This is a genomic window from Synechococcus sp. CS-1328, assembly GCF_025128095.1.
In the GTDB taxonomy this organism is placed as follows: Bacteria; Cyanobacteriota; Cyanobacteriia; order PCC-6307; family Cyanobiaceae; genus CBW1002.
In genome coordinates, this window is record NZ_JAHLYT010000045.1 from 16,027 (window position 1) to 42,999 (window position 26,973).

27 protein-coding genes and 1 tRNA gene are annotated in these 26,973 nt (G+C 66.4%); 17 read left to right on the forward strand and 11 right to left on the reverse strand.

The features are described 5' to 3' along the window. The first annotated feature begins 55 nt into the window (after positions 1–55). Positions 56–1,096: an arsenosugar biosynthesis radical SAM (seleno)protein ArsS gene (arsS, locus tag KQ310_RS07140; RefSeq protein ID WP_259721079.1), complete on the forward strand. Its 1,041-nt coding sequence runs from the start codon at positions 56–58 to the stop codon at positions 1,094–1,096. A gap of 6 nt (positions 1,097–1,102) precedes the next feature. Here arsS and KQ310_RS07145 read toward each other — a convergent pair whose 3' ends face one another. Next, a complete protein-coding gene (locus tag KQ310_RS07145) occupies positions 1,103–1,810 on the reverse strand; it encodes a TIGR04282 family arsenosugar biosynthesis glycosyltransferase (protein ID WP_259721080.1) in 708 nt (235 codons plus the stop codon). Positions 1,811–1,949: 139 nt separating this feature from the next. On the opposite strand from KQ310_RS07145, the gene KQ310_RS07150 reads away from it, so the two are divergent. Continuing rightward, positions 1,950–3,077, forward strand: a complete 1,128-nt coding sequence (locus KQ310_RS07150; protein ID WP_259721081.1) for a methyltransferase domain-containing protein — start codon at positions 1,950–1,952, stop codon at positions 3,075–3,077. Between the two features lie 34 nt (positions 3,078–3,111). Here the strand turns inward: KQ310_RS07150 and KQ310_RS07155 are convergent, their stop codons facing one another. Beyond that, positions 3,112–3,837: a TIGR04283 family arsenosugar biosynthesis glycosyltransferase gene (locus KQ310_RS07155; RefSeq protein ID WP_259721082.1), complete on the reverse strand. Its 726-nt coding sequence runs from the start codon at positions 3,835–3,837 to the stop codon at positions 3,112–3,114. Between the two features lie 77 nt (positions 3,838–3,914). On the opposite strand from KQ310_RS07155, the gene KQ310_RS07160 reads away from it, so the two are divergent. From KQ310_RS07160 to KQ310_RS07175, 4 genes are all read left to right on the forward strand, one after another. Then, positions 3,915–4,316 carry a hypothetical protein gene (locus tag KQ310_RS07160; protein ID WP_259721083.1) on the forward strand — a complete coding sequence of 134 codons (402 nt, stop codon included), beginning with the start codon at positions 3,915–3,917 and terminating at the stop codon, positions 4,314–4,316. 186 nt (positions 4,317–4,502) lie between these two features. Continuing rightward, complete coding sequence (locus KQ310_RS07165; protein ID WP_259721084.1) at positions 4,503–5,033, forward strand: AAA family ATPase; 531 nt, start codon at positions 4,503–4,505, stop codon at positions 5,031–5,033. 24 nt (positions 5,034–5,057) lie between these two features. Next, positions 5,058–5,354: an ATP-binding domain-containing protein gene (locus KQ310_RS07170; RefSeq protein WP_259721085.1), complete on the forward strand. Its 297-nt coding sequence runs from the start codon at positions 5,058–5,060 to the stop codon at positions 5,352–5,354. A 62-nt stretch (positions 5,355–5,416) separates the two neighbouring features. Beyond that, complete coding sequence (locus KQ310_RS07175) at positions 5,417–6,823, forward strand: GGDEF domain-containing protein (protein ID WP_259721086.1); 1,407 nt, start codon at positions 5,417–5,419, stop codon at positions 6,821–6,823. A gap of 11 nt (positions 6,824–6,834) precedes the next feature. Here KQ310_RS07175 and KQ310_RS07180 read toward each other — a convergent pair whose 3' ends face one another. Beyond that, on the reverse strand, positions 6,835–7,833 hold the full coding sequence (locus tag KQ310_RS07180) for an ABC transporter substrate-binding protein (RefSeq protein ID WP_259721087.1): 999 nt from the start codon (positions 7,831–7,833) through the stop codon (positions 6,835–6,837). Between the two features lie 774 nt (positions 7,834–8,607). Here KQ310_RS07180 and KQ310_RS07185 point away from each other — a divergent pair. The 5 genes from KQ310_RS07185 (at position 8,608) to budA (ending at position 13,540) form a co-directional block, all read left to right on the forward strand. Continuing rightward, on the forward strand, positions 8,608–10,107 hold the full coding sequence (locus KQ310_RS07185; RefSeq protein WP_259721088.1) for a CoA transferase: 1,500 nt from the start codon (positions 8,608–8,610) through the stop codon (positions 10,105–10,107). A gap of 160 nt (positions 10,108–10,267) precedes the next feature. Further along, positions 10,268–10,513: a hypothetical protein gene (locus KQ310_RS07190; protein ID WP_259721089.1), complete on the forward strand. Its 246-nt coding sequence runs from the start codon at positions 10,268–10,270 to the stop codon at positions 10,511–10,513. Further along, the gene (locus tag KQ310_RS07195) at positions 10,510–10,959 is read left to right on the forward strand and encodes a hypothetical protein (protein WP_399237863.1); all 450 of its coding nucleotides are present in this window, start codon (positions 10,510–10,512) and stop codon (positions 10,957–10,959) included. Before KQ310_RS07190 ends, KQ310_RS07195 begins: the two co-directional genes overlap by 4 nt. Before the next feature lie 47 nt (positions 10,960–11,006). Beyond that, complete coding sequence (gene alsS / locus KQ310_RS07200; protein WP_259721090.1) at positions 11,007–12,650, forward strand: acetolactate synthase AlsS; 1,644 nt, start codon at positions 11,007–11,009, stop codon at positions 12,648–12,650. A gap of 35 nt (positions 12,651–12,685) precedes the next feature. Then, positions 12,686–13,540: an acetolactate decarboxylase gene (budA, locus tag KQ310_RS07205; protein ID WP_259721091.1), complete on the forward strand. Its 855-nt coding sequence runs from the start codon at positions 12,686–12,688 to the stop codon at positions 13,538–13,540. A 73-nt stretch (positions 13,541–13,613) separates the two neighbouring features. Here the strand turns inward: budA and KQ310_RS07210 are convergent, their stop codons facing one another. Continuing rightward, complete coding sequence (locus KQ310_RS07210) at positions 13,614–15,122, reverse strand: alpha/beta hydrolase (protein ID WP_259721092.1); 1,509 nt, start codon at positions 15,120–15,122, stop codon at positions 13,614–13,616. 101 nt (positions 15,123–15,223) lie between these two features. On the opposite strand from KQ310_RS07210, the gene KQ310_RS07215 reads away from it, so the two are divergent. Continuing rightward, positions 15,224–15,907, forward strand: a complete 684-nt coding sequence (locus tag KQ310_RS07215) for a cupin domain-containing protein (RefSeq protein ID WP_259721093.1) — start codon at positions 15,224–15,226, stop codon at positions 15,905–15,907. Positions 15,908–15,923: 16 nt separating this feature from the next. On the opposite strand, the gene KQ310_RS07220 is transcribed toward KQ310_RS07215, so the two are convergent. From KQ310_RS07220 to KQ310_RS07240, 5 genes are all read right to left on the reverse strand, one after another. After that, positions 15,924–16,343, reverse strand: coding sequence for a nuclear transport factor 2 family protein (locus KQ310_RS07220; protein WP_259721094.1), 420 nt, complete (start codon positions 16,341–16,343; stop codon positions 15,924–15,926). A gap of 46 nt (positions 16,344–16,389) precedes the next feature. After that, the gene (locus KQ310_RS07225; protein ID WP_259721095.1) at positions 16,390–16,728 is read right to left on the reverse strand and encodes a lysozyme inhibitor LprI family protein; all 339 of its coding nucleotides are present in this window, start codon (positions 16,726–16,728) and stop codon (positions 16,390–16,392) included. Between the two features lie 180 nt (positions 16,729–16,908). Next, positions 16,909–16,980: transfer RNA gene (locus KQ310_RS07230), tRNA-Gly, on the reverse strand. 63 nt (positions 16,981–17,043) lie between these two features. Further along, entirely contained in the window at positions 17,044–17,478 is a 435-nt protein-coding gene (locus KQ310_RS07235; RefSeq protein ID WP_259721096.1) for a hypothetical protein, read from the reverse strand. Between the two features lie 68 nt (positions 17,479–17,546). Then, the gene (locus KQ310_RS07240; protein ID WP_259721097.1) at positions 17,547–18,698 is read right to left on the reverse strand and encodes an alanine--glyoxylate aminotransferase family protein; all 1,152 of its coding nucleotides are present in this window, start codon (positions 18,696–18,698) and stop codon (positions 17,547–17,549) included. Positions 18,699–18,772: 74 nt separating this feature from the next. Between KQ310_RS07240 and cbiD the strand changes: the two genes are divergently transcribed. From cbiD to mrdA, 5 genes are all read left to right on the forward strand, one after another. Then, positions 18,773–20,032 carry a cobalt-precorrin-5B (C(1))-methyltransferase CbiD gene (gene cbiD, locus KQ310_RS07245; RefSeq protein ID WP_259721098.1) on the forward strand — a complete coding sequence of 420 codons (1,260 nt, stop codon included), beginning with the start codon at positions 18,773–18,775 and terminating at the stop codon, positions 20,030–20,032. A 34-nt stretch (positions 20,033–20,066) separates the two neighbouring features. Next, complete coding sequence (gene guaA, locus KQ310_RS07250) at positions 20,067–21,647, forward strand: glutamine-hydrolyzing GMP synthase (RefSeq protein WP_259721099.1); 1,581 nt, start codon at positions 20,067–20,069, stop codon at positions 21,645–21,647. A 56-nt stretch (positions 21,648–21,703) separates the two neighbouring features. Then, positions 21,704–22,345 carry a hypothetical protein gene (locus KQ310_RS07255; protein WP_259721100.1) on the forward strand — a complete coding sequence of 214 codons (642 nt, stop codon included), beginning with the start codon at positions 21,704–21,706 and terminating at the stop codon, positions 22,343–22,345. Positions 22,346–22,411: 66 nt separating this feature from the next. Beyond that, positions 22,412–22,780, forward strand: a complete 369-nt coding sequence (locus tag KQ310_RS07260) for a hypothetical protein (protein ID WP_259721101.1) — start codon at positions 22,412–22,414, stop codon at positions 22,778–22,780. A 39-nt stretch (positions 22,781–22,819) separates the two neighbouring features. Beyond that, positions 22,820–24,544, forward strand: a complete 1,725-nt coding sequence (gene mrdA / locus KQ310_RS07265; protein ID WP_399237869.1) for a penicillin-binding protein 2 — start codon at positions 22,820–22,822, stop codon at positions 24,542–24,544. Positions 24,545–24,566: 22 nt separating this feature from the next. Here the strand turns inward: mrdA and KQ310_RS07270 are convergent, their stop codons facing one another. Together KQ310_RS07270 and KQ310_RS07275 are read right to left on the reverse strand one after the other, a co-directional pair. Further along, positions 24,567–25,715 (reverse strand): glycosyltransferase family 1 protein, encoded by a 1,149-nt coding sequence (locus tag KQ310_RS07270; RefSeq protein ID WP_259721103.1) that lies wholly within the window; start codon positions 25,713–25,715, stop codon positions 24,567–24,569. Between the two features lie 4 nt (positions 25,716–25,719). Beyond that, on the reverse strand, positions 25,720–26,922 hold the full coding sequence (locus KQ310_RS07275; RefSeq protein WP_259721104.1) for an NAD-dependent epimerase/dehydratase family protein: 1,203 nt from the start codon (positions 26,920–26,922) through the stop codon (positions 25,720–25,722). Positions 26,923–26,973 lie beyond the last annotated feature (51 nt).

Sequence of the window (26,973 nt, forward strand, 5' to 3'; positions counted from 1 at the left end):
TGGCCAAGATCAGACGCGCAACCCAAGCGTCCCCGCATCCTCCCCAGCATCTGAGATGGCCTTGTCAGAGCAGCAGAGAACGGCCTTGCACCAGAGAACGGCCGTGCACCAGAGAAGGGCCGAGCCGCTGGAGGATGCAGCACCCACGCCAACCACCACGTTCCCGGCCATCCGCCGCGGTGCCCTCACCACCCTTCAGGTCAATCTCGGCTACCGCTGCAATCAGACCTGCAGCCATTGCCATGTGAATGCCGGTCCCAGCCGCACCGAGATGATGGATGACGCCTCCCTGGCGTTGATCCCCCAGGTGCTGGAGGCTCGCCGGCTCGACACGCTCGATCTCACGGGTGGCGCGCCGGAGCTGCACCCCCGCTTCCGCGAGCTGGTGGTGGCCGCCAGACAGCTGGGGGTGAGGGTGATCGACCGCTGCAATCTCACGATCCTGTGTGAACCGGGCCAGGGGGATCTGGCGGTCTTTCTTGCCCAGCAGGGCGTCACGGTGGTGGCGTCGCTGCCCTGCTATTCGGCCAGCAATGTCGACCGGCAGCGGGGCGATGGTGTGTTCGTGCGCAGCATCGCGGGTCTGCGCCAGCTCAACGCCCTCGGCTATGGCCGGCCTGGCTCCGGTCTCGAGCTTCACCTCGTCTACAACCCCCAGGGCCCAGTGCTGCCGCCACCCCAGGCGCGCCTGGAGGCCGACTACAAACGGGTGCTGGCGGCCGACTTCGGCATCGTGTTCAACCAGCTCTATGCCCTGGCCAACATGCCGATTCAGCGCTATGCGGCCGTGCTGCGGGCCAGCGGCGAACTGGAGGCCTACCAGCAGAGGCTTCGCACTAGCCACCGTGAGGCGAATCTGGCCCAGGTGATGTGCCGCTCGCTGATCAGTGTCGATTGGCAGGGAACGCTCTACGACTGTGATTTCAACCAGCAGCTGCAGCTTCCCCTCGGCGGCGCCTCGGGGGCTGAGGGTCGCCGCGCTCACCTGGAGGATCTGCTGCACTGGGATCCAGCCTCTGAGCCGATCGCGGTGGCAAACCATTGCTTCGGTTGCACGGCCGGCAGCGGCTCCAGCTGCGGCGGGGCGCTGGAGTGAGCCCCCTCATTCGGGCGGCGAGGTCTGGCAGCCGATCAGGTCCGGGGCCCAGTGCTGCGCCAGGTCCAGAAGTTGCGGATCCAGGCGGCTCAGGTCTGCGGGGGTGTCGATGTCGACCAGTTGCGGTTGCTCCTGCCAGACCCAACCCGCCGCTGCCAGGCGCCGCCGCGTCTGCTCCAGAACCACCGGGGTGCTCCACGGCATCGCCTCGAACAGGCTGATCTCAAACCGCCGCAGGCCCAGCAGCACGTAGCCCCCATCATGGCTGGGCAGCAGCGTTGCGTCGTGATCCCGCAGATGGTGAGCGGCGGTGCGCAGTTCGCTGCTGCCCAGAGCGGGGCAATCCATACCGATCAGCAGCACCGGTTCACCCCTCTCCAGGGCTCGCCGCGCCGCCCGCGCCATCCGCGCCCCCAGATCTCCCTCCCCCTGCTCGCTCCAGGCCAGATTCGGCGGCAGGTTGAGCTCCTGCCACAGGGGCAACTGCCGCGAGGGCGCCACGCAGAGCTCCACCGGGCCGAGGGCGGCCTCGATCGCCATGGCCGCCGCGCGTTCCAGCATCGCGGCCGCTAGGGTCGCCGCCCCCCGGGGGCCGAGGGCGGGGATCAGCCGGGTCTTGACCTGGCCGGGTACGGGCGCCTTGGCGAAGAGGATCGTGCGACAGGTTTCGCTCACGGCGGTGATCGGCGGAGGGACCCGGCGGGCTGCCGCCAACCCTGGCAGTGGCAGAGCGGTTCCGGAGTAGCGCCACAGCGGTCGAACCCTTGATCCAGAGTGAAGTCCTTCCGTCAGCGGTCAGTTCTTTCCATCAGGCCTGACCCCTTTGCGCCCTGCGCCGCTCCCCTGAGACCCCATGCCTGCCGATCCCTCCACCTGCTCCAGTGGCGCCGCTGAACTCAGCAGCGTGGTGCGGCAGTACTACGGCTCCACCCTCACCAGCAGCGACGACCTGCGCACCAACGCCTGCTGCGATGCCACTGCCGTGCCGCCGGAGCTCAGGCCTCTGCTGGCGCGCCTCCACCCCGAGGTGCTGTCGCGCTACTACGGCTGCGGCCTGGTGGCGCCGCCCCTGCTGGAGGGGGCCCGGGTGCTGGACCTCGGCTGTGGCAGTGGTCGGGATGCCTACCTTCTCGCCCAGCTGGTGGGGCCCAGCGGTGAGGTGGTGGGTGTCGACATGACGCCCGAACAGCTGGCCGTCGCCAACCGCCATCGCGAGTACCACGCCGACCAGTTCGGCTACGCGAATGTGCGCTTTGTCGCCGGCACCATCGAGCAGCTGGATCAGCTCCATCTCGAGCCCGCCAGTTTCGATCTGGTGATCTCCAACTGTGTGGTGAATCTCTCCACCGACAAGCTGGCGGTGTTGCAGGGGGTGCGGCGGCTGCTCAAGCCTGGCGGGGAGTTCTACTTCGCCGATGTGTATGCCGACCGGCGCATCCCTGAGGCCCTGCGGCAGGATCCGGTGCTCTATGGCGAATGCCTCAGCGGCGCCCTCTACTGGAACGATTTCCGGCGGCTGTCTCAACAGACCGGCTTCCTGGATCCACGTCTGGTGGCGGATCGTCCCCTGGCGATCACCGACCCTGACCTGGCCTCCAAGACCGGAGAGATCCGCTTTTTCTCTGCCACCTATCGCCTGTTCCGGATCGATGGCTTGGAGGATGCCTGTGAAGATCACGGCCAGGCGGTGATCTATCGCGGCACGATTCCTGCCCACCCCCATCTGCTGCGCTTCGATCAGCACCACACCATCGAGACCGGCCGGGTCTTTCCGGTGTGTGGCAACACCTACCGCATGCTCGCCGAGAGCCGCCTGGCGCCCCATTTCAGCTTCATCGGCGACTTCAGCCGCCATTACGGCCTGTTCCCCGGCTGCGGCGGAGCCCTGCCCTTCACCTCCAGCGCGACGGCGACAGCAGGCGGCGTGTCAGCAGAGGCAGCAGTTGCCGCAACAGCCTCAACGGGCAGCTCCTGTTGCTGAATCGAGGCGCGCAGCCCCGGCAACCAACCGACCCTCAGCGATACAGCCGGGCCAGGGTCGAGGCCGGCACCCCAAGCCGATAGGCCAGCCGCAGGCTCCACATCAGCAGGATCGTGCGAACGACGCCGTTGCGCTCCCAGCGCCGGCCTGAGGTCGTCACCTGGGCCTTGAGGCAGACGGGTGGGGCGAGGGCCTTCAGCCGGGCTGAGAGATCCACGTCTTCCATCAGCGGTTGCGGCGTGAAACCGCCGCTCTGCCGGTACGCCTCGCGGGTCATGAACATGGCCTGATCGCCGGTGGCGATGCCACTGAGGCGGGAGCGCAGGTTCATGGCCCAGGCCACCACCGCCAGCATCCGTTGCTGCCCGTCGATGCGCACATCGAACCGGCCCCAACAGTGAGGGCTGTGCAGGCTGCGGCGCACCAGCTCCAGGCCATCGGCGGGCAGCTGCGTATCGGCGTGCAGAAAGAGCAGGATCTCGCCCCTGGAGCGCTCGGCGCCCGCCTGCAGCTGCCGGCCCCGGCCCCGCTCCGCCGCAACGACCTGGAGGCCGAGCTGCTGAATCAATACGAGCGTGCCGTCTTCGCTGCCGCCATCGACCAGCAGCACCTCAGCGCCGCTGGCTGCCATGGTTTGCCAGGCAGCGCCGAACTGCCGGACAGCCCGGGCCTCATTCAGCAGCGGGATGATCACACTGAGGCGCGGCTGGACCAGCGGATCCAGGGCCGGATCGTTGTCGAGGCGGGTGATGATCGTCACGCTGCCGATGGGGGCCGCTTGAAGTCCGGGCACTTTGATTCGGCGCCGGGGCGATCCGCGACACCGAACCCACCGAGGTGCTGGCTGGGTCGATCGAGCGGGTCACCTTTGACAACCCCAGTACAGGCTTCTGCGTGCTGCGCATCAAGGCGCGCGGCCACCGCGATCTGGTCACGGTGGTGGGCCATGCCGCCGAGATCAGTGCCGGTGAATGGGTCACCCTGAGTGGCGTCTGGGTGAACAGCCGTGAGCACGGCCAGCAGTTCAAGGCCGCTGTCCTGCGTGCTTCGGCGCCCACCACGGCCGAGGGGATCGAGAAGTACCTCGGTTCGGGGATGATCCGCGGCATCGGTTTCCGCACCGCTGATGCGATCGCCGCCCGGCTCGGGATCGAACCCACCGCGATCATCCGGCCGCGGAGCTGCTCCGGCTCGCCGGTGCCTTGCTCGCCGTCGAGCGAGCCGATGACACCGCGGTGAGCGCCAGCCAGTCAGCGGCGGTGCAGCAGGCCCTCGTCAGCAAGGTGCTTGTGATCACCAGGCCGCCAAGCGGATGGCCGAGGCCACCGGTTTGGAGGCGAAAACCATCCACCTGCTGCTGGATTCGACCCGGCGGCCTGCGGCTTCCGGCGGGGCCGCGAGCTGCCGCTGGAGTGCGACCTGCGGGTGGTGGATGTGGACCAGTTGCCCTCGGTGGGACCAGGCCAGGTGCTGGCCGATGGAATCCGCAGCAGCGCCCTGCCGGTGGCGCGGCTGAGCGAGGTGTTTCGGCAGGCGGCCAGCAGCCGCATTATCACCACCGCCCATGCCATCAATGCCGGCATGATCCCCGATCTGCGCAGCCCGGAGGCTGATGTCCCCACCGACTTTTACTTCCTGCCGGCCGAAATGCCCGAGCAGGCCGTGGCCCTGATCCTCAAGCTGGTGGGCGAGCGCATCCCGGCCCGGTTCGGTTTCGATCCGATCGCCCAGGTGCAGGTGCTCACCCCCATGGCCCGCGGTGGTTGCGGCTCACGATCGCTCAACCTGGCGTTGCAGCAGTTGCTCAACCCTGATCCGGCCGAGCAGGTGGAGCGCTTCGGCTGGCGCTTTGCCGCCGGCGACAAGGTGATGCAGATCGCCAACGACTACGACAAGGAGGTTTCAACGGTGATGTGGGCACCATTGATGGGCTGGATGCCGATAACAGCGGACTGACCGTAGCGGACTGTTTGTAGCGAAATGACCGTGTGGTTCGACGGGCGGGCGGTGATCTACGGCTGGGGTGAACTCGACAACCTGGTGCCGGCTTATGCCTGCACGATTCACGAAAGTCAGGGTAGTGAATATCCGGCAGTGGTGATCCCCCTGCTGACGCAGTACCACGCCATGCTGCAGCGCAATCTGGTGGGCCAGAAGAAAGCTCTGGCCATGGCCGTGAAGAATTACCTGGGTCGCAAGCGCTACACCAAGTTGGCCGAGTGGCTCAACGGCTGCTCGGGACCAGGCTTCCAGCGGCCGGAGCAACGGACAGTCTGATACGGCTGTCTGATGCTGCGTAGATTGGGTCCTAGGCTAAGTCCACAAAGACGCCATGGGGTGTGGGACTTCGTCGGCGACTGTTTGCGATTCAGGCAACCACCCTGGCGATTGTCACCGTGGCCGCCATGGGGGGCTGGGCCCTGAGCTCGTGGTCCAGCCATCGGGTCTCGGTCCAGGCACGCCGGGTGGCGTTCCAGTCCGACAGCCTCACCCACCTCAGTTTCAAACTGCTCCAGGCTGTGCCCCACACCGGCCAATACTTGCTGCCAGGCACCCCCACCCAGCTGCTTCACCAACTCGACAGCGACGTCGAGGGGCTCAGGGGTTTCGGCACCACCCTGGATGAACAGCTGGCCTCGTTGACCCTGGCCTCAGGCGATCCCGCTCTGCATCGGGAACTGGAAGCCATCCGCCTGCTCACGGTTCAGGTGCAACGCAACCTGGAGAGAACGGCCGTGGAGGTCCGAGCTGCCCAGGCCAGGCAGCAGCCGGTGCCGATCGCGGTTCTGGAAAGCATGCTGAGCGACCCGGCCATCACCGCCATCCGCCGCCACGGGGAGGTGCTGGCGACGCTGCAGCGCAAACTCGATGACCAGCGCGACACCCTCAAACGCGAGGAGGATCAGGCGCTCAGGACCGGCTTTGCCTTCTGGTTGACCGGACTGGCGCTGGGCTGGCTTGTGGGCCTGCTGTTCGCCTGGCGAACTGCGGATCGGATTCTGCACCCCTTGCTGCAGCTCGAGAAGCTGATGCAGGCGCCTGGGGAAGACGTGAACCTCGCCATTCAGAGCTCGACGATCAACCATGCCCCCTCGGAGATCGGCAGCCTGATTCGCAGCTTCTTGAAGTTGGTGGCTGAGGGACAGGAACTCACGGCACAGTTGAAATCCCTGGCCAGTACCGATGGCCTCACCGCTGTCGGCAACCGCCGCCGTTTTGATGAGGGATTCAGTGAGGAATGGAGCCGAGGGCTCCGCAGTGGACAGCCGTTAAGTCTGCTGATCCTGGATGTGGACCACTTCAAGCTCTACAACGATCTCTACGGACACGTGCAGGGGGACGCTTGCTTGAAGACCGTCGCCGATGTCATCCGCCGCCAGGCCCGGCGCAGCTCCGACCTGGTGTGCCGGATCGGCGGCGAGGAATTTGCGGTGCTCTTGCCCGATACCGCCCTACCTGAAGCCACCCAGATGGCCCACGACATCCTCGCGGCGCTGGATGCCCTGGCGCTCGTCCATGGCTCGAGCCCCGTGGTCGGTTGGATCACCGCCAGCATCGGCGTCGCCTGCGCCATCCCGCAGCACGATGACTCCCCAAGCCTGCTGATGGAACGGGCTGACCAGGCGCTGTACATCCGCAAGGACCGCCAGGGCCGTCACGGCGTGACCGTGGCTGAGCCCGATGTCGATCTCGCCACCGAGCTGGAAGTCGAGGCGGCGCCGATCAGCCCTGTAACCCTGGGCTGAACAAGCGATGCCTAACGTTGCAGAGCCGCGCGAATGACCGAGCTGTCCACGGGGGGCAGGGGTGCATCGGCGGGAAGCAGATCCAGATAGGCCTGAACCTCCCGCAAGGTGATGAGGTTGCGCTCAAGAACTCCGTTCGGGGCGAACAGTCGTTCCTGTTGGTAGAGGGACAGGAAGACCAGGCCCTCCAGGGAGTTGCGGAAGGCCTGCTCCGTCACACCTTCATGCCGGGCCATGATGGCAATCGCCGGCTGGGGCCGCTCATCAGCCTCATCGTGGGCGTCCTGCCAGACACGCACCAAGCGGGCCATCGCTTGCCGATTGCTCGCCAGGAAGTCTGGATCCACCACAAGGATGTCGAAGATCTCGCCCGGAATCTCGCGGCTGGTGAACAGGGGACGGACTTTGCCGGTAGCGATGGCCTTTTCCAGAAAGGGCGGGAACAGGGCAGCGGCAGCCACATCACCACGGGCCAGGGCCTCCGTCATGGCCTCAGGCGGCATGGGGCTCAACTCGACATCATCAAGCTTGAGGCCATGACGGGCCAAGGCACGGCTCAGGACGAACGGGCCCAAGGTGGACGGGGTGATGGCCACGGTCCGGCCGCGGAGCTGGGTAATGGAATCAAGGGAGCGTTCCACCACCAGCTGATCACCTCCACGGGATTCATCCAGTACCAGCACCACCACCGGGCAGCGTTTCGGAACACGGTTGCAGAGGTCCACGGCCTCCACGGTGGTCAGCTGGGCCAGATGGAGATCACCGCGTAGATAGGCATGCACGATGTCCTGAGGATTGGCGTAGACCTTCAGGTTGAGGGACAGCCCATGGCGCCGGTCCAGGCCCAGCTCCTGGGCCAGTGGAAAAAATTCAAATCCCGGCCAGCGACTCACCGGCACCGTGAGAGTGGTGATGCTGGAACTGCAGCCGACGGTCCCAAGCGCGAGCACAGTCAGCCCAAGCCATCGCACCAGGAGGCGCGGTACGGCAGCGAGGGGCAGAGGCGCCACGGAAGAAGCCAGGTGCTGCATGATAGTTAGCACAGTCTGACTGTTTTCGCAGTGAAGCGCTGCCGAGGATGGCGATTGCTCCTGGGTAACGGCCACTGGATAACTGGCAGCTGCCACCGGTGAACAGCGATCGAGTGCTCGTGATCGCTTGGCTGCAAGCGGATTGCGGCGTGAAGTCAACCATTGGGGTCCGACTGACTCTGCGTCTTGCACATGATCCAGATGCTGGGTGAGATCATCAGGATTCTGGGACGAACCGCAGGAGGTTGACCAGGTTCCAGGTGGGGAACTTTTGCCTGGGACGTGTTGCCTGAGATATGTTGCTTGAGACGATCACCTGGGTGTGATTCTGCTCTTTCTTAGCGATGGATGGCTACAAGATTGCCATCAGGATGCTACTCAGTTCCGAACTCTCGACATGGTACCCAGCCAGTCAGTCGGACTCGTAATCTTCTCATCCATTGAGGCCGTATTCGTGATCATGCCCCAGCCCTTGCGTCAGATCTGGATTGTTGATGCCACGTAGTCGGCTGGAGTCGATGCTTGGCCGCGTGCCACGGCTCCTGAAGGTATCCGACACAGCCTGACTGCTGCGGCAGTGTACCAAAATCCTCCGAGCCATGACTGAGCAGGCGGTGGCCGACCGTCAGCTGGAAACGTCCCGATCGCGATGATCCGCCTTGCCGTTTGGGACGCTGCGGTTGAGTGCTGAGGGAGCTGCGAAATCTCGGTTGTGTTTGCTGCCCATGGACGTGGTGCCTAGGCACCACTAGCATGATTGTGTTCTCACCTGTTGGCGGCAATCCAACTGCCAAAACCATTCAAACTATGGCCCAGGTTGAAGCTGAATCCGCCCAACGTGCCCTGGATATGATCCAGAAGGCCCTGGGGAGGCGAGAAGGTAGTTATCCAGGTCGTGTCACGATTCGAAATCGCGATCCGCTGCTGGCCTCGCGTCATCGGTTTGGAGAGTTGATGGCGGCAGCGCAGGCCAGTCTCGGAATGTGTCTTGGCGACATCTGGCAGCGGCGTGGAGGAGCCGTTCAGGACGTGATCACCGATGCCCATGCTGGCGTGCACCAGCACCATGGCATCGCCTACTTACGCCAGAATGGCCGTGAGCTCGGCTTCACTGATTACGGCGCACCGGGATCCTTTGATGATCCAGTGGGAAGTGAGTTCTACACCACTCGCGATGAACATTTCATCAAGTTCGAAACGCTGTATCCACGCCTGCGTGATGCTGTGTATCGTGTGCTGAAGTGTGCTCCGAGCGCACGGGCCGTTGAGCAGGCTGTCAGCACATGGGACGCTGAAGCACTGGAGCGGGCCTTGCGCGATGAGGGAGCTGCCGTAGGGGTGGTGCGCAGCGCTGAGGAATGGCGCCGCCATCCAGTCGGAGCCCGACTGGCGGCTAAACCTGTGGTTGAGCTGATCAAGATTGGCGAGAGTGATCCGATTCCCTTGCCGCCGAATCTTCCCGCGGATGGTCGCCCACTGCGCGGCATCAACGTTCTCGATTGCACCCATGTGATCGGCGGACCGATCACTGCCCGCACGCTGGCTGAGTTCGGGGCGAATGTGCTGCATCTCTCACGGGTTGATTATCCCGATCACCTCAACTGGCGACTTGAAACGGATATCGGTAAACGCGCCGCCTACTGCGACCTGCGGGACAGTACGGACCGTCAGGATTTCTTCCGCCTGCTCCAGGATGCCGATGTCTTTACCTGCTCTTACCTGAATCTCGATAAGAAAGGCATCTCACCTAAGGCTCTGGCTACCAGCAAGCCCGGGATCATCGCGCATGAGTTGCGCTGCTTTGACTTTGAAGGTGAATGGGCAGACTTCCGCGGTTTCGACATGTTGGCCGTGGCCGTTTCCGGCTATGTGGACGAGGAAGGTGCCGTGGATGCCCCCTTGATGCCTGTGCAGAATATCTTCGCTGACTACCTGGCTGGTTATGTCGGCGCCGCTGCGATCACGGCGGCCTTGCTCAAACGTGCCGAAGAGGGGGGCAGCTACCAGGTGCGGGTCTCCCTCACCCGCATGTGCATGTGGGCCCAGGACGTCGGCTTGCTGGATGCTGCCGCCCTCAATGGAAGCCGGCCATGGGCTGATCTGATTCGCGAAGCCCAGCTTCCGGTTGAAACCATCGACGGTCCATTCGGCACGATCACCTACCTGCCCAGTCTTCTGGAGATGACGGACATCAAACCCGGTTTCGACCGCTCGACCCAGCCGCTCGGATCCTCCTCTCTCAGCTGGGCCTAAACAACGCCATGCGTCCTGCTCTGATGCGATGTAGAGGGTCTCTCCAGGCCATTCGTGCATGCCTCTGCGCCAGAGCAACTGCAGAATTGCCAGGCCGTCATCCTGCTGCGGACGCGCCCGATCCACCGCTTCGCCAGGATTGGAGCCCCGCACCTGCACCATGCTGCTGCCCAACCCCCTCTGCCCCTTCACTGCCGTCAGGATCGCCGGACTGCAGGCCACGGTGCTGCTGCTGCTCACCCTGCTGATCAAGTCGAGGATTCAGATCAAGGCCGCGTCGGCGCTGGGGGTGTTCCTGCTGGCCCTGCAGACGCTGGTCTTCCTGGCCGCCAGTGGAGCCCTGGGCATCGCAGCCCTCGCGGCTGGGGTCGTTGCGTTCAGCCGCCGCCAGCCCCAGGCGGCGTGACGCCGTTGCCACCGTGGCGCCCCTTGCTGCGCGCTGCCCGCCAGCGGGAGGGTCGCGCACCATCGGCCCGTTGGCTGCAGCTTGCCAGCGTTGCGGCCGATGGCACCCCGCGGCTGCGCACCCTGGTGTTCCGCGGCTGGGCTGAGGACGCCGCGCTGGATCTGCTGCCCAGAGCCCGCAGTCAGTTCCGCCTGCGCGGCCAGCACCGCTCAATGCCGCTGCGGCCTTTCCGGCCGAGCTGGCCGACGACACCCCGCTGCCTGGTCACTTCCAGCTGCTGCGCATCGGGCTGGAGCAGGTGGAACTGCTGGAGCTCAGTGATCAGCCGCATTGCCGCCGTCGCTGGTGCCACGCTGGCGGCTGGCAGGAGGAGCGGCTTAACCCCTGAGGGTGCCGCAGGCCCAGCCGGTGTGACTTGCGCGCAAGCTCCGCAACACCGGCATTGACGCTCCCTGGAGGGCTTTCCAGGATTCAGGCATCCCGCCCTTGTCCGATGAACGGTGCTCAGGCCCTGGTGCGCATGCTCGAACAGCACGGGGTCACGCACGTGTTCGGCATTCCCGGCGCCAAGGTCGACAGCCTGTTCATTGCGTTGCTCGATTCCCCGATCAAGCTGGTGCTCTGCCGCCATGAACAGAACGCCGCCTTCATGGCCCAGGCGATGGGGCGCCTCACCGGCCGGGTGGGGGTCTGCGCGGTGACCTCCGGGCCGGGGGTCACCAACCTCCTGACCGGTATGGCCACGGCCACCTCCGAGGGGGATCCGGTGCTGGCGATCGGGGGAGAGGTCCCCCTGGAGGATCGCTTCAAGCACACCCACCAGGTCCTCGATGGCGTGGATGTGATGCGGCCCGTCACCAAATACGCCCAGTCCGCCCTGATGATCCACGATCTGCCGGAGGTGTTCGGCAATGCCGTGCGGGCCGCCGAAGGCGGGCGCCCCGGCGCGGCCTTCCTCGGGCTTCCCAGGGATGTGGGGCTGGCGGACTTCCCGACCGAGCCCTCACCGGCATGGGGCCAGCCGGTGTGTCTTGGTGCCGCCGCTCCAGCGGCGATCGAGCGGGCCGCGGCCCTGATCAACGCCGCCAGCCGCCCGATGGTGCTGCTCGGCCTGCAATCCTCCCGGGCTGGCCTGGCGACGAGTCTGCAGGCCTTTCTGCAGGCTGCCGGGATCCCCTACGGCTCCACCTTTCAGGGGGCGGGGGAGTGGGCGGCTCCGGATCAGTTCGTGGGTCGGTTGGGCCTCTTCGTCAACCAACCCGCCAACCAGCTGCTGGATGCCGCCGACTGCGTGATCACGGTGGGCTTCGATGCGATCGAGTTCGACCCCAGCCTCTGGAACACGGGCAATCCGAGGCCCGTGGTGGCGATCGACGTGCTGCCGGTCGAACAGGACCAGGCCTTTCTGCCGGCGGTGGAGTTGATCGGTGATCTGGCGGCCACCCTGGAGGCCCTCAGCCCCCAGCTCCACGTCAGCGTGGAGGAGGCCTATCGCCGCAGCGGTGATGCCCTACATGCGGAGCTGATGGCCACCGCCGCCGAGGGGGCCGCCATGGACGGCATGCCGGTTCATCCGCTGCGGGTGATCCATGAACTCCGGCAGGTGGTGACCCCCGACACCACCCTGGCCCTGGATGTGGGCTCCCACTACATCTGGATGAACCGCTATTTCCCTGCCGCCCACGCCCGTCAGGTGCTGGTGAGCAATGGTCAGCAGACCCTGGGCGTGGCCTTGCCCTGGGCGATGGCCTGCAATCTCTGCAGGCCAGGCATGCCGGTGATCTCCAGCTCCGGGGATGGTGGTTTCCTGTTCACGGCCACGGAGCTGGAAACGGCCCGGCGCCTGGGCTGCCGTTTCGTGCACCTGATCTGGAACAGCCATTCTTACGACATGGTCTCGTTTCAGGAGCAGGCCCACTACGGCCGCACCGCCGGCGTGCAGCTCGGTGACTACGGCGTGCCGGCCTTTGCCGAGGCTTTCGGCTGCAAGGGCTATCGGATCACGGCCGCCGACCAGCTGGGGCCTGTGCTGCGGGAGGCCCTCACCCAGCCGGTGCCGGTGCTGATCGACATCCCGATCGACTATTCCCAGAACCTGAAGCTGATGCAGAACGTCCACCAGGACTTCATTCACTGAGCAACAAATACCCCAGCCAGCAACACCCCAGCGCCATGACCCATTCCCCCGACGCCACCCATCACCTGCGCCTGCGGCTGGGTGAGGGCCTCTGGCAGGCCCTGCAGGAGCGCTGTCGTCGCACCGGTGAAAGCACCGACCACGTGATCAGTGTCGCCCTGGCCGAGGCCCTCGATCTCGACCATCACACCCTCTACCAGGTGTCCACCTCGGGGGCCCTGGTGGAGGGGGTCTACCAGGGCTGCGTGCGGGTCAGCGACATCCTGCGCCATGGCGATTTCGGCCTCGGCACCTTCGACGGCCTCGATGGCGAGGGCATCCTTCTGGATGGACTCTGCTGGCAGGCCTGCGGCGATGGCAGTGTGCGGCGGGCGCCGCTCGATGCCCTGGCCCCCTTCTGGGTCGCCACCCGCTTCCAGGCGGATGAGACCCTGCAGCTGAGCGGCATCACCAGCTGGGCCGACCTCACAACCCGGCTGGATGCGGTCCGCCCCAGCGCCAATGTGTTCACCGCCATCCGGATCCGTGGCCACTTCGCCTGCATCAAGGTGCGGGTCGCCTGCCGATCGGCTCCGGGCACCGATCTGGTCAGCGCCACGGCCCACCAGGCCGAATTCAGCCTCGAGGACCTGGATGGCGTGCTGGTGGGCTTCTGGACGCCGCAGTTTGCACGCACGATCAATGTGCCCGGCTATCACCTGCATCTGCTCAGTGATGACCACGCCCACGGGGGGCACGTGCTCGATCTTGTCGCCGCCGAGCTCACGGTGGAGTTGCACACGGACAACCATCTCCAGCTGGCCTTGCCGGAAACCCCGGCGTTTCTGGCGGCCGATCTGAGTGGAGATCCCTCTGCCGCCCTGGCCAAGGCGGAGGGTGGTCAACGCTGAGCCTGCCCTCAGGGCGTCGCCTGGCCCTGGTGCCACGACGAGCCAGGGGAAGCGCGCGCCTGCCGAATCTGTTTCATGGGCAGCGCAGGGACTGCTCCGGCAGGACCCCCTCGAACAAGAACCGGGTCACGGTCTGATCCACGCAGGCCACACCGCGCCCATAGGCCAGATGGCCATCGCCGTTCCACTCCACCATCCGCGAATCCGGCAACTGGCGATGCAGGGCCCGCGCCCAGCCCACGGTGGTGGAGGGGTCGTAGGTGGTGCCGATCACCAGCACCGGCGGCACACCCCGTGCCTGCAGGGGCCGTGGGGGAAGGGCAGTGCGGACCGGCCAGTAGGCGCAGGGCAGGGTGGACCAGGCCCGTGAGGCCCCGTTCACGGGGGCGTCCCGCCGCCAGGCCGCCGCCTCGAGGGGCACCAGGGCTGGATCGCGGTTCGTGGCCAGGTCGTGGCACATCACTGCCAGATAGGGGGTGTCCGCCGGGTTCACCATCAGATCGGGGCCATCGGCCAGGGTCAGCATCGGCTCAGGATCGCCTCGCAGCGCCGCAGCGAGCGCCTGCTGGAGCGGCTTCCAGGCACTGGGCGGGTCGTACATCGACGACTGGATCACCCCCAGCGCCCTGGCGCCGGACAGCTGCCGGCCATCGCTGCTGCGGTAGGGCCGCGCATCGAGACCCGCCACGACGCCATGGATGGCGGCGATCGCCTGCCCGGACTCCGATGGCAGCGGGCAGTCCGGCTGGCTGTGGCAATCGGCGAGGAAGCGCCCGAGGGCCTGATCCATGGCCAGGGCCTGATCGCGGCGGAAGGGCCCGTAGGGCAGCGAGGGATCGAGGGCGCCATCGAGCACGAATCGCCCCACCCGCTCGGGGAAGAGTTCGGCGTAGATCGCCCCGAGATAGGTGCCGTAGGAGACCCCCAGGTAGGTGAGCCGTGTTTCGCCGAGGGCCGCACGCACCCGGTCGAGGTCGCGGGCCCCATCGCGGGTGCCCACGAAGGGCAGCCAGGCGCTGAAGCGCTCCTGGCAGCGGTCGGCCACCATCCGGGCCAGCCGGTTGGCGCTGGCGATCTGGAGCGGAGTGCGGGGCGCACTCACCTGGTTCTGGATGTCCGCCTGCTCGGCGGCCGAGAGGCACTGGATCGCCGGCACGCTGCCGGCGGTGCCGCGCAGGTCGAAACTCACCAGGTCGTAGCGACTGCGCAGCGCCTCCAGCTCCGCCGGCCGCTGACGCAGTTCCATCACGCCGGACAGGCCCGGGCCGCCGGGGTTGTAGACGAGCGTTCCCAGACGCTCGCCCGCACCGGTGGCCGGCAGGCGAATCAGGGGGAGTTGCCAGCGAGGGCCGCTGGGATCGGTGTAATCCCGCGGTACTTCGAGGGAGGCGCACTGGAACGGGCCGCCGCAGGGTTTCCAGACCAGAGCGTCTGCGGCTGCCGCTGGTGCTGCGGCGCCGCTGAGCAGCGTGACGGCACCAGCAGCAGCGGCTGCCACCAGGGGGACTGCCGCCGCGGTGGTGAGCGCCCCATGACCTTTCCCGGCGTTCCAGGGCTGTGCCAGCCAGGAGGAAACAGACACGGGCAGGCCTGGTGTGTGTGGGGATCGCCGCCCCATTCTCGGGCCTGCTCACGTCCCCAGGCTCCGCCGCACTGCGGTTGGCCGTTGAGCAGAATCAGCCCATGGAGCTTCATGCCGATCTGGCCCAGCGGGTGATGCTGGACACCACTTCCCTTCCCTGGACGCCATCGCCGCTGGCCGGAGTCGAGCGGCGCCTGCTCGATCGGCTCGGCGGTGAAGTGGCCCGCGCCACATCGATCGTGCGCTATGCCCCCTGCAGCCGCTTCGATCGCCACAGCCACGGCGGTGGCGAGGAAATCCTGGTGCTGCAGGGCACCTTCTCCGACGAGGCCGGCGACCATCCGGTCGGCACCTACCTGCGCAACCCCACCGGCTCCAGCCATGCGCCCTTCAGCACAGAGGGCTGCACGCTCCTGGTGAAGCTGCACCAGATGCATCCGGCCGATCAGCAGACCGTGGGGATCGCAACCCCAAGCGTCGACTGGCTGCCTGGCCTGGTGCCGGGGCTGGAGGTGATGCCCTTGCACGCCTTCGGCTCGGAGCATGTGGCCCTGGTGCGCTGGGCGCCCGGCACGGTGTTCCAACCGCACGGCCATCCCGGTGGCGAGGAAATCCTGGTGCTGGAGGGGGTGTTTCAGGATGAGCAGGGCACCTATCCGGCCGGCAGCTGGTTGCGCAATCCCCCTGGCAGTGTGCATCGTCCCTGGAGTGACTCGGGCTGCACCATCTGGGTGAAAACGGGTCACCTGCCGGTCAGCGTGGGACCGGACGGATCCGCAGCCTGAGCCCCAGCCTCAAGGCTCAGTCGACGAAGCGTTTGTACAGCCAGCGCACGAAGCCGCCCACCACAGGCACCGGCGCAAAGGTCGGCCCCACGAAGTCGAAGTAGTCACGGTGGTCGATGATCTTGCCGGCGTCGTTGAGAAGTAGCCGTGTGGTGCCGGGATAGGTGAATGTGATGCCCTTGATCATCAGGCCCATCTCCCATTCAATGAACGCGGTCTTCCCCTGAATCGCGATCGCCCCTGCGGTGAGGTAGACGTCATCGCAGCGTTTCACCAGACCCTTCTGAGCCTCGATGTACGACGCGATCCCCTGGCGCTCCTGGGTGGGGTCCTGAAAGTGAACGTCGTCGGCATAGAGGGCGCGCCATTGCGCTTCTGCCGGGGCCGGTGTGCCGTAGGGCTTGGTGAACAGGGCTCGCAGGCTGGCTTCATCCATGGTGTTGAGTCAGAGCAGGCGGTGGTGGCAAGGGTCTGGGCCGGCATCAGCGGCCGAGCGGGGTGGTCAGCTGTTGGAGAAGGGTTGCGTTGAGGGTGTTTTCACACTCAAGCCACAGGATCGGCAGAATGCTGCCCCCCTGTCCCCGCTGGGCCGAGCGCTCACACACGGAATGGCGGGTGCTCCTCCAGCGCTCCAGCGTCAGGCTGCCGCCCAGCAGGGGCGACAGACGCTGATCGGCCTGGTCCCGCTCCTGCCAGAGGCAGGCCGCCATCTCCTGGGTGTTGCCGTTGCAGTCGGGGCGGAAGGGGAAGGCCTGGCGACGTTGGACGGATTGTTGCAGGGTCTCCTGCTGCAGGGTCTTCGTCTCCAGCGGAGTGGTCACTGATTGCGCCCACCCTGCCGCTCCCGAGAGCAGTGCGATAGCGGCGATCACGCTGCCCGCTCGGCTGGCCCAAGGCATGGTGATCTTGCAGACCTGGCCTTTGAGTCTGGCCCGCGACGGACGGATATTGCAAGCAGAACCGTTAAAACAGTTCGATGAGAAGGCTTGTCTTTCTCTAAAAGCGGGTGACCGGACTCGAACCGGCGACGTTCAGCTTGGGAAGCTGACATTCTACCACTGAATTACACCCGCATCATTTAATCCTAGCAAGCCGGGCATCCATTCGCTCTGGGTGCCCGGCTTGCTGTTGCCTCCTCAGGGTTTGGCGGGGCTGCAGTTCACCTCGGCGGTGAGTTGCTTGTGGGCGGCAAGCAGGGGCTGGGCCTTGCCCTTCAGTTGGCCGGCGGCCTCCTCCAGGGTGAGCTTCTTGGTCTTGGCCACCGTGGCCACGTCTTTCTTGAAGGCCTTCACCTGCTTGCGGAAGTCCTGCAGGCGGATTTCCTGCAACTTCTTCTCTTCATCAGACAGGGCCTTGAGGGAGCTGCCGAGTTCCTTGTTGGCGGCTTCGGCATCGCCCACAGTCGACTGGGGGGTGAGGGCCGCCGTCTTCTCGAGGGCCACACCAACGGCTGCCAGCTGGGTGCAGATCTCCCCTTCGGTCTTCTGTTCCATCTTGGCTGTGTCCTGCTTCTGGCAGGCGGCCAGAGCAAGGGAGAGAACGGCCCCGAGGGCCAGGACTGTGCGACGCATCGCGAACACGCAAGTGCTTCAACGGTAGGTGGGCCCCTCCCGGGGACCCACCGCCCGGATGGAAGCCGTCAGCCGGCCAGAGCCGCCGCCGTGGCCGCCATCCCCGCCCCCGGGGTGCCCTTGTGCAGCCCCAGACCCTGCAGAGTCGCTTCGATTGCCGCCACGGCCGTGAGCACGTCGCGATCACACACGAAGCCGAGGTGGCCGATGCGGAACACCTTGCCCTTGAGGTGGTCCTGGCCGCCGGCCAGCAGGATGTCGAAGCGCTCCTTCACGGCCTTGCGCAGCACCTCTGCGTCGACGCCCTCCGGCGCCACGGCGGTGATGGCGGGGCTGCCATGGCCGGCGGCGGCATAGAGCGGCAGGCCCATGGCCGTCATGCCGGCCTGGGCGGCGGCCCGGTGGCGGGCATGGCGGGCGACGATGGATTCCAGGCCTTCCTGTTGCATCATCTCGAGGGCTGCCTCGAGGGCGAAGTAGAGATTCACCGGCGGGGTGAAGGGGTTGCTGTCGGCATGGGCAGCTTTGCGGTACTTGCCCAGATCCAGATAGAACTTCGGCAGATCGGAGCGCTCGTAGGCCGTCCAGGCCCGATCGCTCATGCCAACGAAGGCCAGGCCCGGAGGCATCATGTAGCCCTTCTGGGAGCCGGAGCCCACCACGTCCAGGCCCCAGGCATCCATGGGCACATCGCAGGCTCCCAGGCTGGTGACGCAATCGGCGATGGTGAGGGCGGTGCCGTGGGCACGCACGTGGGCGGCGATGGTCTGCAGGTCGTTGATCACCCCGGTGGAGGTTTCCGAGTGGGTGAGGATCACGGCCCGGATCTCCTTGGCCGTGTCGGCCTCCAGGGCGGCACGGAAAGCCTCCGGATCCAGGGGCTGGCCCCATTCGGCCTTGATCACCTGCACCTCAAGGCCAAAGGCCTTGGACAGCTTCACCCAGCGTTCGCCGAACTTGCCGTTATCGCCGCAGAGCACCTTGTCGCCCCGGCTGAGCACGTTGATGATGCCGGCCTCCATGGCGGCGGTGCCGCTGCCGCTCATCACCAGCACGTCGCCGCTGGTCTGGTGCAGCCACTTCAGCTGCTCGGTGGTGCGCTTGACAATCTTCTGGAACTCGGCGCTGCGATGCCCGATCGGATGGCGACTCATCGCCAGCAGGACGGTTTCCGGCACCGGGGTGGGGCCGGGGATCATCAGAGTGAGCTTGTCCTGCATGGGGCTGGGGCGAAACGCGGCGCGACGCGACAGCGGCGCAATCAATCACTGTAAAAAAACGTTCTCCCCAGGCCATGCTCCCCTCGGCCGCCGGCCTCACCGCTACGACCCCAGCTGACACCAGTGCCGTCGGTTCTGCAGACACCGGCACGGGCTACACGCTGCCGGTGTGGCTTGCCGCCGCAGCCAGGGTGGCTCTGCTGGCCCTGCGGGGGGAGGCGTTCAGTCCTCAGCAGCCGCTGCTGCTCGAGGAACCCGATGACGTCGCAACGGCGATTCCAGTGGAGTCGGCAGCCCTGCTGGCCGATGGCTGGGCCCTGGGCATCAGCCGCTGCGACCCCGGTGAGGAGGTGCTGGATCTCACCCGTGGTCTGGCTGTCTGGGCCCTGCTGCGCTGGTGGGATCCAGGGTCTGTCGCCTCTGCTGATCCGATCGCAACGGCCCCGTCCCCCCACTGGCTGCGACTGGAGGCGGGTGAGGGGGCCGGGGTGGAGCAGGCCAGCGGACGCCTCTGCCTGTCGGCCTATGCCCAGGGTCTGCTGGAGCGCACCCTGCGGCCCCTCGTGCCCGAGGGGCAGGGGCTGCGGCTGAAGGTGGTGCTGCCGGAGGGCCGGCGCCTGGCCGAGCGCACCAGCAACGCGGCCTTCGGGGTGGTGGACGGCCTCGCCCTGATCGGCACCCAGGCCGAGGTGCAGCGCAGTGCCGCCCCCGATCGCCTCGAGCAGGCCCTGGCCGAACTGGCGGAGCGCCTGTCGGCACAAGACTTCGGCGGCGATCTTGTGCTGGTGATCGGCGAGAACGGACTGGATCTGGCCGCCCGGCTGGGTCTGGCCGCGGCCCAGGTGATCAAGGCCGGCAACTGGCTCGGCCCCCTGCTGGTGGCCGCGGCGGAGGGGGGCGCGCAGCGGCTGCTGCTGTTCGGCTATCAGGGCAAGCTGATCAAATTGGCCGGCGGCATCTTCCACACCCACCACCACCTGGCCGATGGCCGCGCCGAGGTGCTCACGGCCCTGGCGGCCCTGGAGGGCCTGCCAGGGCCGCAGTTGAAGGCACTCCATGCCGCGCCCACCGTCGAGGCGGCCCTGGCCGAGCTGATGGCGGTGGATCCAGACGCGGCCGGCCGGCTGCGGCAGCGGATCGCCGCCACGGTGGAGCAGCGGAGCCGCGCCTACCTGGCCCACTACGGCCACCTCTCCATGGCGGTGGGTGCCGTGCTGTTTGACCGGGGGCGGCAGATCGTGGCGGCGGGACCGGTGGGCGCGGCGCACTGGGCTCGGGCTGGAGCAACGCCGTTGCCGCCGGAACGGGTGGGTGCCCACGGCAGTGACACCTAGGCTGGCCCGAATGCTCAAACGGCCGCAGGCCCCGATGTCCGAGTCCTCCCAGTCGTCCCGCTATCCGGCGATCGTGATCCTCGATTTCGGCTCCCAGTATTCGGAGCTGATCGCCCGCCGGGTCCGGGAGACGGAGGTGTTCTCCCTGGTGCTCGGCTATGCCACCAGCGCCGAGGAGCTGCGCGCCATGGCTCCGAAGGGCATCATCCTCAGCGGTGGCCCCAGTTCGGTCTATGAAGAGGGGGCGCCGGTCTGCGACCCCGCCATCTGGGATCTCGGCATTCCGGTGCTGGGCGTCTGTTACGGCATGCAGTTGATGGTGCAGCAGCTCGGTGGCGCCGTCGTGGCGGCGGGCCGGGCCGAATACGGCAAGGCGCCGCTGCAGGTGGACGATCCCACCGACCTGCTCACCAACGTGGACCAGGGTTCCACCATGTGGATGAGCCACGGCGATTCGGTGGAGCGCCTCCCCGCAGGCTTCGTGCGCCTGGCCCATACCGACAACACGCCGGAAGCGGCGATCGCCAATCACCAGCGGCACCTGTACGGCGTGCAGTTCCATCCCGAGGTGGTGCATTCCACCTGCGGCATGGCGATGATCCGCAACTTCGTGTATCACATCTGCGGCTGCGAGCCCGACTGGACCACCGCCGCCTTCATCGACGAAGCCATCGCTGATGTCCGGGCCCAGGTGGGCGACAAGCGGGTGCTGCTGGCCCTCTCAGGCGGGGTGGATTCCTCCACCCTGGCGTTTCTGCTGCACCGGGCGATCGGGGATCAGCTCACCTGCATGTTCATCGACCAGGGCTTCATGCGTAAGGGCGAGCCAGAGTTTCTGGTGGAGTTCTTCGATCGGCAGTTCCACATCAATGTCGAATACATCAATGCCCGTGAACGCTTCATCAACAAGCTCGCCGGCATCACCGATCCAGAGCAGAAACGCAAGATCATCGGTGCAGAATTCATCCGCGTCTTCGAAGAGGAAAGCAAGCGCCTCGGTCCCTTTGATTACCTCGCCCAGGGCACCCTCTATCCCGACGTGATCGAAAGTGCCGGTACCAACGTCGACCCCAAGACCGGCGAACGGGTCGCCGTGAAGATCAAAAGCCACCACAACGTCGGTGGCTTGCCCAAGGATCTGCAGTTCAAGCTGGTGGAGCCCCTGCGCCGGCTGTTCAAGGATGAGGTGCGCAAGGTGGGTCGCAGCCTCGGCCTGCCGGAGGAGATCGTGCGCCGTCACCCCTTCCCGGGGCCGGGCCTGGCGATCCGCATCCTCGGCGAGGTGACCGCCGACAAGCTCAACATCCTCCGCGATGCGGATCTTGTTGTGCGGGAGGAAGTCAGCAATGCTGGCCTCTACCACGAGATCTGGCAGGCGTTCGCGGTGCTGTTGCCGGTGCGCAGTGTCGGCGTGATGGGCGATAAGCGCACCTATGCCTTCCCGGTGGTCGTGCGCTGCGTCTCTTCGGAAGACGGCATGACCGCCGACTGGTCGCGCCTGCCCTACGACCTGCTCGAAACCATCTCCAACCGCATCGTCAACGAAGTCAAGGGAGTCAACCGGGTGGTGCTCGACATCACCAGCAAGCCCCCCGGCACGATCGAATGGGAATAGGGGTGACTGGTCGCCGCGGGGGAGCTCCGATACCATCGGGCCCCGGCTGATTTCCCTTGACCGTCACCAGCTCCGGTGTGACCGCTGCAGGCGCCGCTGCCGAGTCGGATTCCCAGATCCAGCGGCGGCTCCAGCAGGACAGCATCCAGCTGGCCGGCAAGGTGGTCTACCTCAACCCCTTCCTGTACTGGCGCCGCTTCGACGCCAACACCGACCGCTGGCTGCGTCAGCCCGGCCAGCTTCCCGAGGAGCAGATCCGGGTCAACCGCAGCCGCTTCTATCCCGAACTCGACTGGGACCTGCTCGATCCGGCCGAATACAGGATCAAGGAAGGGGCGGTGGAGATGTTTCTCAAGACCATGGAGTTGATCACCACGTTCAACCCCGAGCTCAGTTCCGGCCATCTGCTCGAGGTCGAGCGCAAGATGGCCGTCACCAAGAAGCGCAGTTTCGAGCGCTGGGTCGAGAAGGCCCTGCGCCGCCGCGAGCAGGCCGAGCAGAAGGAGCGTCGTCGCTTTGATCGCGAACGCTTCTGGCGGGGCTGGGGTGAGTGGATTGTGCTCGATACCACCCGTCAGGCCTTGGTTCCGCTGATGGCCTTGCTCGTGATGGCCGTGGGAGCCGGCTGGTGGTGGGGCAGTCAGCAGAGCTGCCGGCAGGTGGTCGTGACTCCAGGCGTGCAGCGGGCTGCGCCCTGACCTGATGCCCGCAGAGCGGAAGCCTGCGGGGCAGACTGGGGAATGTGCTCTCTGCCCGCGTCCGCGATGGCTGCCGATCCCTTCGACGCGCTGCGACTGACGCTGATGCAGGACGTGCTGCCGGTGGGTCTGGCAGTGGTGGAGCGGGCTCGCAAGGGGGGTCCGGCTGAGGTGCTGGCCGCCTTCAACGACACCAGTGACCCCCTCGGCCAGCTGCGCGAGGAGGGAGAACCGGTGGCCAGCCAGGTGCGTGAGGGGCTCGACCGCGTCCAGCCCGGTCTCGGCAATCCGGTGATGAAGGTGGAGGTGCGGGACGTGCCGACCGAGCCATCCGCCGCCACGGCGGCCGATGATGCGGCCCTGGCCCGCACCCTGGAGCGGATCTCCGGGCGGTTGCGGCTGCTGGAGCAGCGGCTTGAGGGCTCGGTGTCCTGAGCGATGGCGATCGGACAGGCTTCAGTGCGGCATTCCGGTATGGGCCAGCAGCCCCTCTGGCTGCTGCTGCTTGTGCTGGCCTGCTGCAGCGCCATGGGGGCCCGGCTGGTGTGGCTGCAGTTGCTGCACGGCCCCGAATTCCGCGAGATGGCCGATGAGAATCGGATCCGTCTGATGCCCCGCAGCCCGATGCGGGGTCGGTTGCTGGATCGCCATGGCCGCGTCCTGGCCACCAACCGTCTCACCTACAACCTCTACATCCAGCCGCGGGAGGTGGGCGATGACCGTTGGCCGGTGCTGCGCGATCAGCTGGTGCGGGTGGTGGGTGTTGGAGCTTCCGCGCTCGATGAGAATCGGCGCAGTGGCGCCAACCCGGAGGGCTACCGCATCGAGCTGGCCGGTCCGCTCACGCCCCAGCAGGTGCTGCGCTTTCGCGAACAGGCTGATCAGCTGCGTGGCGCCGAGGTCGACGTTGACGTGCTGCGCAGTTATCCCAATGGCAGCCTGGCGGCCCATGTGCTCGGCTACACCAGCGGCATCACCGGCGAGGAATACGACCGGCTGCGCAGCGAGGGCTACCGCATCCGCGATCGCATCGGTCGCAGCGGTGTCGAGAAGGTGTATGAGTCGCACCTGCGCGGTGAATGGGGCGGGCAGCAGCTGGAGGTGAACGCCGCCGGCCAGGTGCAGCGCGTGCTGGGCGACAAGCCCGCCAAGGCGGGCAAGGATCTGCTCCTCACCCTGGATCTCGATCTGCAACGCGCGGCCGAACGGGCCCTCAACGGCGTGCGCAAGGGGGCGATCGTGGCGATGGATCCCCAGACTGGCTCGATTCGTGCCCTGGCCAGCCGGCCTACTTTCGATCCCAATGTGTTCTCCGATGGGCCCACCACGGCCCAGTGGAACGATCTCAACCGTCCGGAAGCGCCGCTGCTGAACCGTGCCTTCCAGGGATTTCCCCCGGCCAGCACCTTCAAGATCGTCACCACGATCGCCGGGATCGAATCGGGCAAGTACACCGCCGGGTCGACGGTGCCCACGATGAATTCGTTCTGCTACTACGGCCAGTGCTACGCCGATCACGGGGCCTTTGGGGCCATCGGGTTTCCCTTTGCCCTGGCTGTGAGCAGCAACAGTTTCTACTACCAGGTGGGTCTCAAGGTGGGTCCCGATGAGCTGTTCAAGGCGGCCCGCCGCATGGGCTACGGCAGCCTCACCGGGGTGGAGCTGACCGAGGAAGACACGCCTGGGCTGCTGGGGGATCAGGCCTGGAAGAAGGAGGCGCTGGGTGAACCCTGGACGCCGGTGGACACGATCACCTCCGCGATCGGCCAGGGGGCGGTGACGGTGACGCCGATCCAGATGGCCCGGCTCTATGCGGCGGTGGCCAACGGTGGCTGGCTGGTGACGCCCCACCTGGTGGAGCGCCCCACGCCACGCACCTGGATCGGCCTGCGGCCCGACACCCTGCGGGTGCTGCGCCAGGGGCTGCGCGATGTGGTGACCAGCGGGACCGCCACGATCCTCAATGATCCTTCCCTGCCACCGGTGGCAGGCAAGACCGGCACCGGTGAGGATCCCCCCCGTCCTGACCATGCCTGGTTTGGCGGCTATGCCCCTGCCGGCAAGCCCACCCTGGTGATCATTGCCTTCGGCGAGAACAGCGGCGGCTACGGCGGCACCGTGGCGGCGCCGATGGTGAAGGCGCTGATGACCACCTGGTTCAGGGGTGCAGTTCCCCAGCCAACCAGCCAGAAAAACTGATCCTCACCAGAAGAGTTGAGCCTCAGGCGACCAGCTGCAGCTGCGGTTGCCCCAGCACCTGGTGGTAATACGCCCGCAGCTGGGCGGTGGCGCCGGCCCAGCCCCAGCGCTCGGCCTCCTGGCGAGCGTTGCGGCGCAGCTGCTCCAGACGGCTGGCATCGCCGAGCAGGCGTTGGACTGCGGCGGTGAGGCTGGCAGCTCCGCCGTCGGCGCCCTCGGGTTCGTAGAGGCAGCCATTTTCGCCATCGGTCACGATGTCCGGAATGCCGCCACGGTTGGCGCCCACCACCGGACAGCCGGCGGCCATGGCCTCGAGCAGTACCAGGCCCAGGGTTTCGGTGCTGGAAGGGAACAGAAAGGCATCGCCGCTGGCATAGGCAGAGGCCAGCTCTTCCCCAGCCAGATAGCCCACGAAAGTGGTGGGAGTGCCGGCGAAGATTCGCTCCAGCTGGCTGCGGTAGGGGCCATCCCCCACCAGCGCCAGGCGTGCGTCGGGCAGGGCCTGCAGCACCGGCTTGATGCGTTCGATCTGTTTCTCAGCCGAGAGACGGCCGATATAGAGCAGCAGCTGGCCGGTATCGCTGCGGCCGCCCAGCAGCCGCTGCCGCATCGCCGGGCTGCGCAGCTCGGGACGGAACAGATCGGTATCCACACCCCGCTGCCACAGGGCGGTGGACTGGATTCCTTTCTCGCTGAGTTCCTCCACCATGGCCGTGGAGGTGCAGAGGTTGAGGCGGGCCTGGTTGTGGGCCGCCTTGAGCAGTTCCCAGAGCAGGGGCTCCAACATGCCCATGCCGTAGTGCTCCAGGTATTTGGGCAGATGGGTGTGGTAACTCGCCACCAGGGGGATGTCCCGCGTCTTGGCGAGCCAGATGCCGCCCAGCCCCAGCACGGCGGGGTTCACCACATGCACCAGATCGGGGGCGAAGCTTTCCAGGGCCTCGGACACGGCGGGCCGCGGCAAGGCCAGCTTCAGTTCGGGATAGAGCGGCAACGGCATCGCCGGCACCCCCACCACCTGGGCTCCCCTGTAGGTCGGTGGTGCCCCCTCCGGGCAGAAGATCAGCACCTCGTCGCCCGCCGCGACCAGATGCTCCACGGTCTTGGTGAGGCGGGTCACGATCCCGTCCACCTTGGGCAGGAAGGTTTCGGTGAAGAAGGCGATCTTCAAGGGATCAGGCAACCGGCACGCTGTGGATGGCCTCAGCCTGCTTGTTGGTCCAGGCGGACACGCAGGGAATGCGGCTGCGATCGCAGCGATCCGCCCAGCGGCGCGCCACATCCACCACTTCAGCCAGCAGGCCGTCGTCGAGGGTGGTGGGCTTGAGGCCCAGCTCGATGAAGCAGCGGTTGTCGACGATCAGGTCGTTCTCCACCGCCTCGTTACGGGGATTGGGCAGGTAGTTGATCTCCGCCCCGGTGAGGGCTGACACCTTGCGGGCCAGTTCGCCGACCTGATGGCTCTCGGTCATCTGGTTGAAGATCTTCACCTTCTCACCGGCCTCAGGCGGGTTCTCCAGGGCCAACTGCACGCAGCGCACCGAGTCGCGAATGTGGATGAAGGCACGGGTCTGGCCGCCGGTGCCGTGCACGGTGAGGGGGTAGCCGATGGCCGCCTGCATCAGGAAACGGTTCAGCACCGTGCCGTAGTCGCCGTCGTAATCGAAGCGGTTGGTGAGGCGCGGATCCTTTTCGGTGAGGTCTGTATTGGTTCCCCAGACGATGCCCTGGTGCAGATCGGTGATGCGGATCTGATCGTTTTTGTTGTAGTAAAGGAAAAGCAGCTGATCCAGCGTCTTGGTCATGTGATACACGCTGCCTGGGCTGGCAGGGTGCAGGATCTTCTCGGTGAAGCGGCTGCCATCGGGCTGGGGCACCTCCACCGTCAGGTAGCCCTCGGGAATCGTGGCGCCGCGGTGGGAGCCGTAGCCGTAGACGCCCATCGTGCCCAGGTGCACGATGTGGATGTCGAGGCCGCTCTCGACGATGGCGGCCAGCAGGTTGTGGGTGCCGTTGACGTTGTTGTCGACCGTGTAGCGCTTGGTGGCGCTGCTCTTCATCGAGTAGGGCGCGGCCCGTTGCTCGGCGAAGTGCACCACCGCCGCCGGCCGCTCGTCCCGCAGCAGATCCAGCAGCCGGGTGTACTCGTGGGCGATGTCGAGGTGGACGAAGCGCATCGCCCTGCCGCCCACCTGGTGCCAGGCCTTGAGCCGGTCGCCGATCGTGGCAATCGGCGTCAGCGACTCCACCTCCAGATCGATGTCGATCTTGCGGCGGCTGAGGTTGTCGATGATCACCACATCGTGGCCGGCGTCCGCCAGATTCACCGCACAGGGCCAACCGCAGAAGCCGTCGCCGCCGAGAACGAAAACCTTCACGCCAGACTCCTGCTGTACGAGCACGTGCTCCGGATGGCAAGCTACTACAGG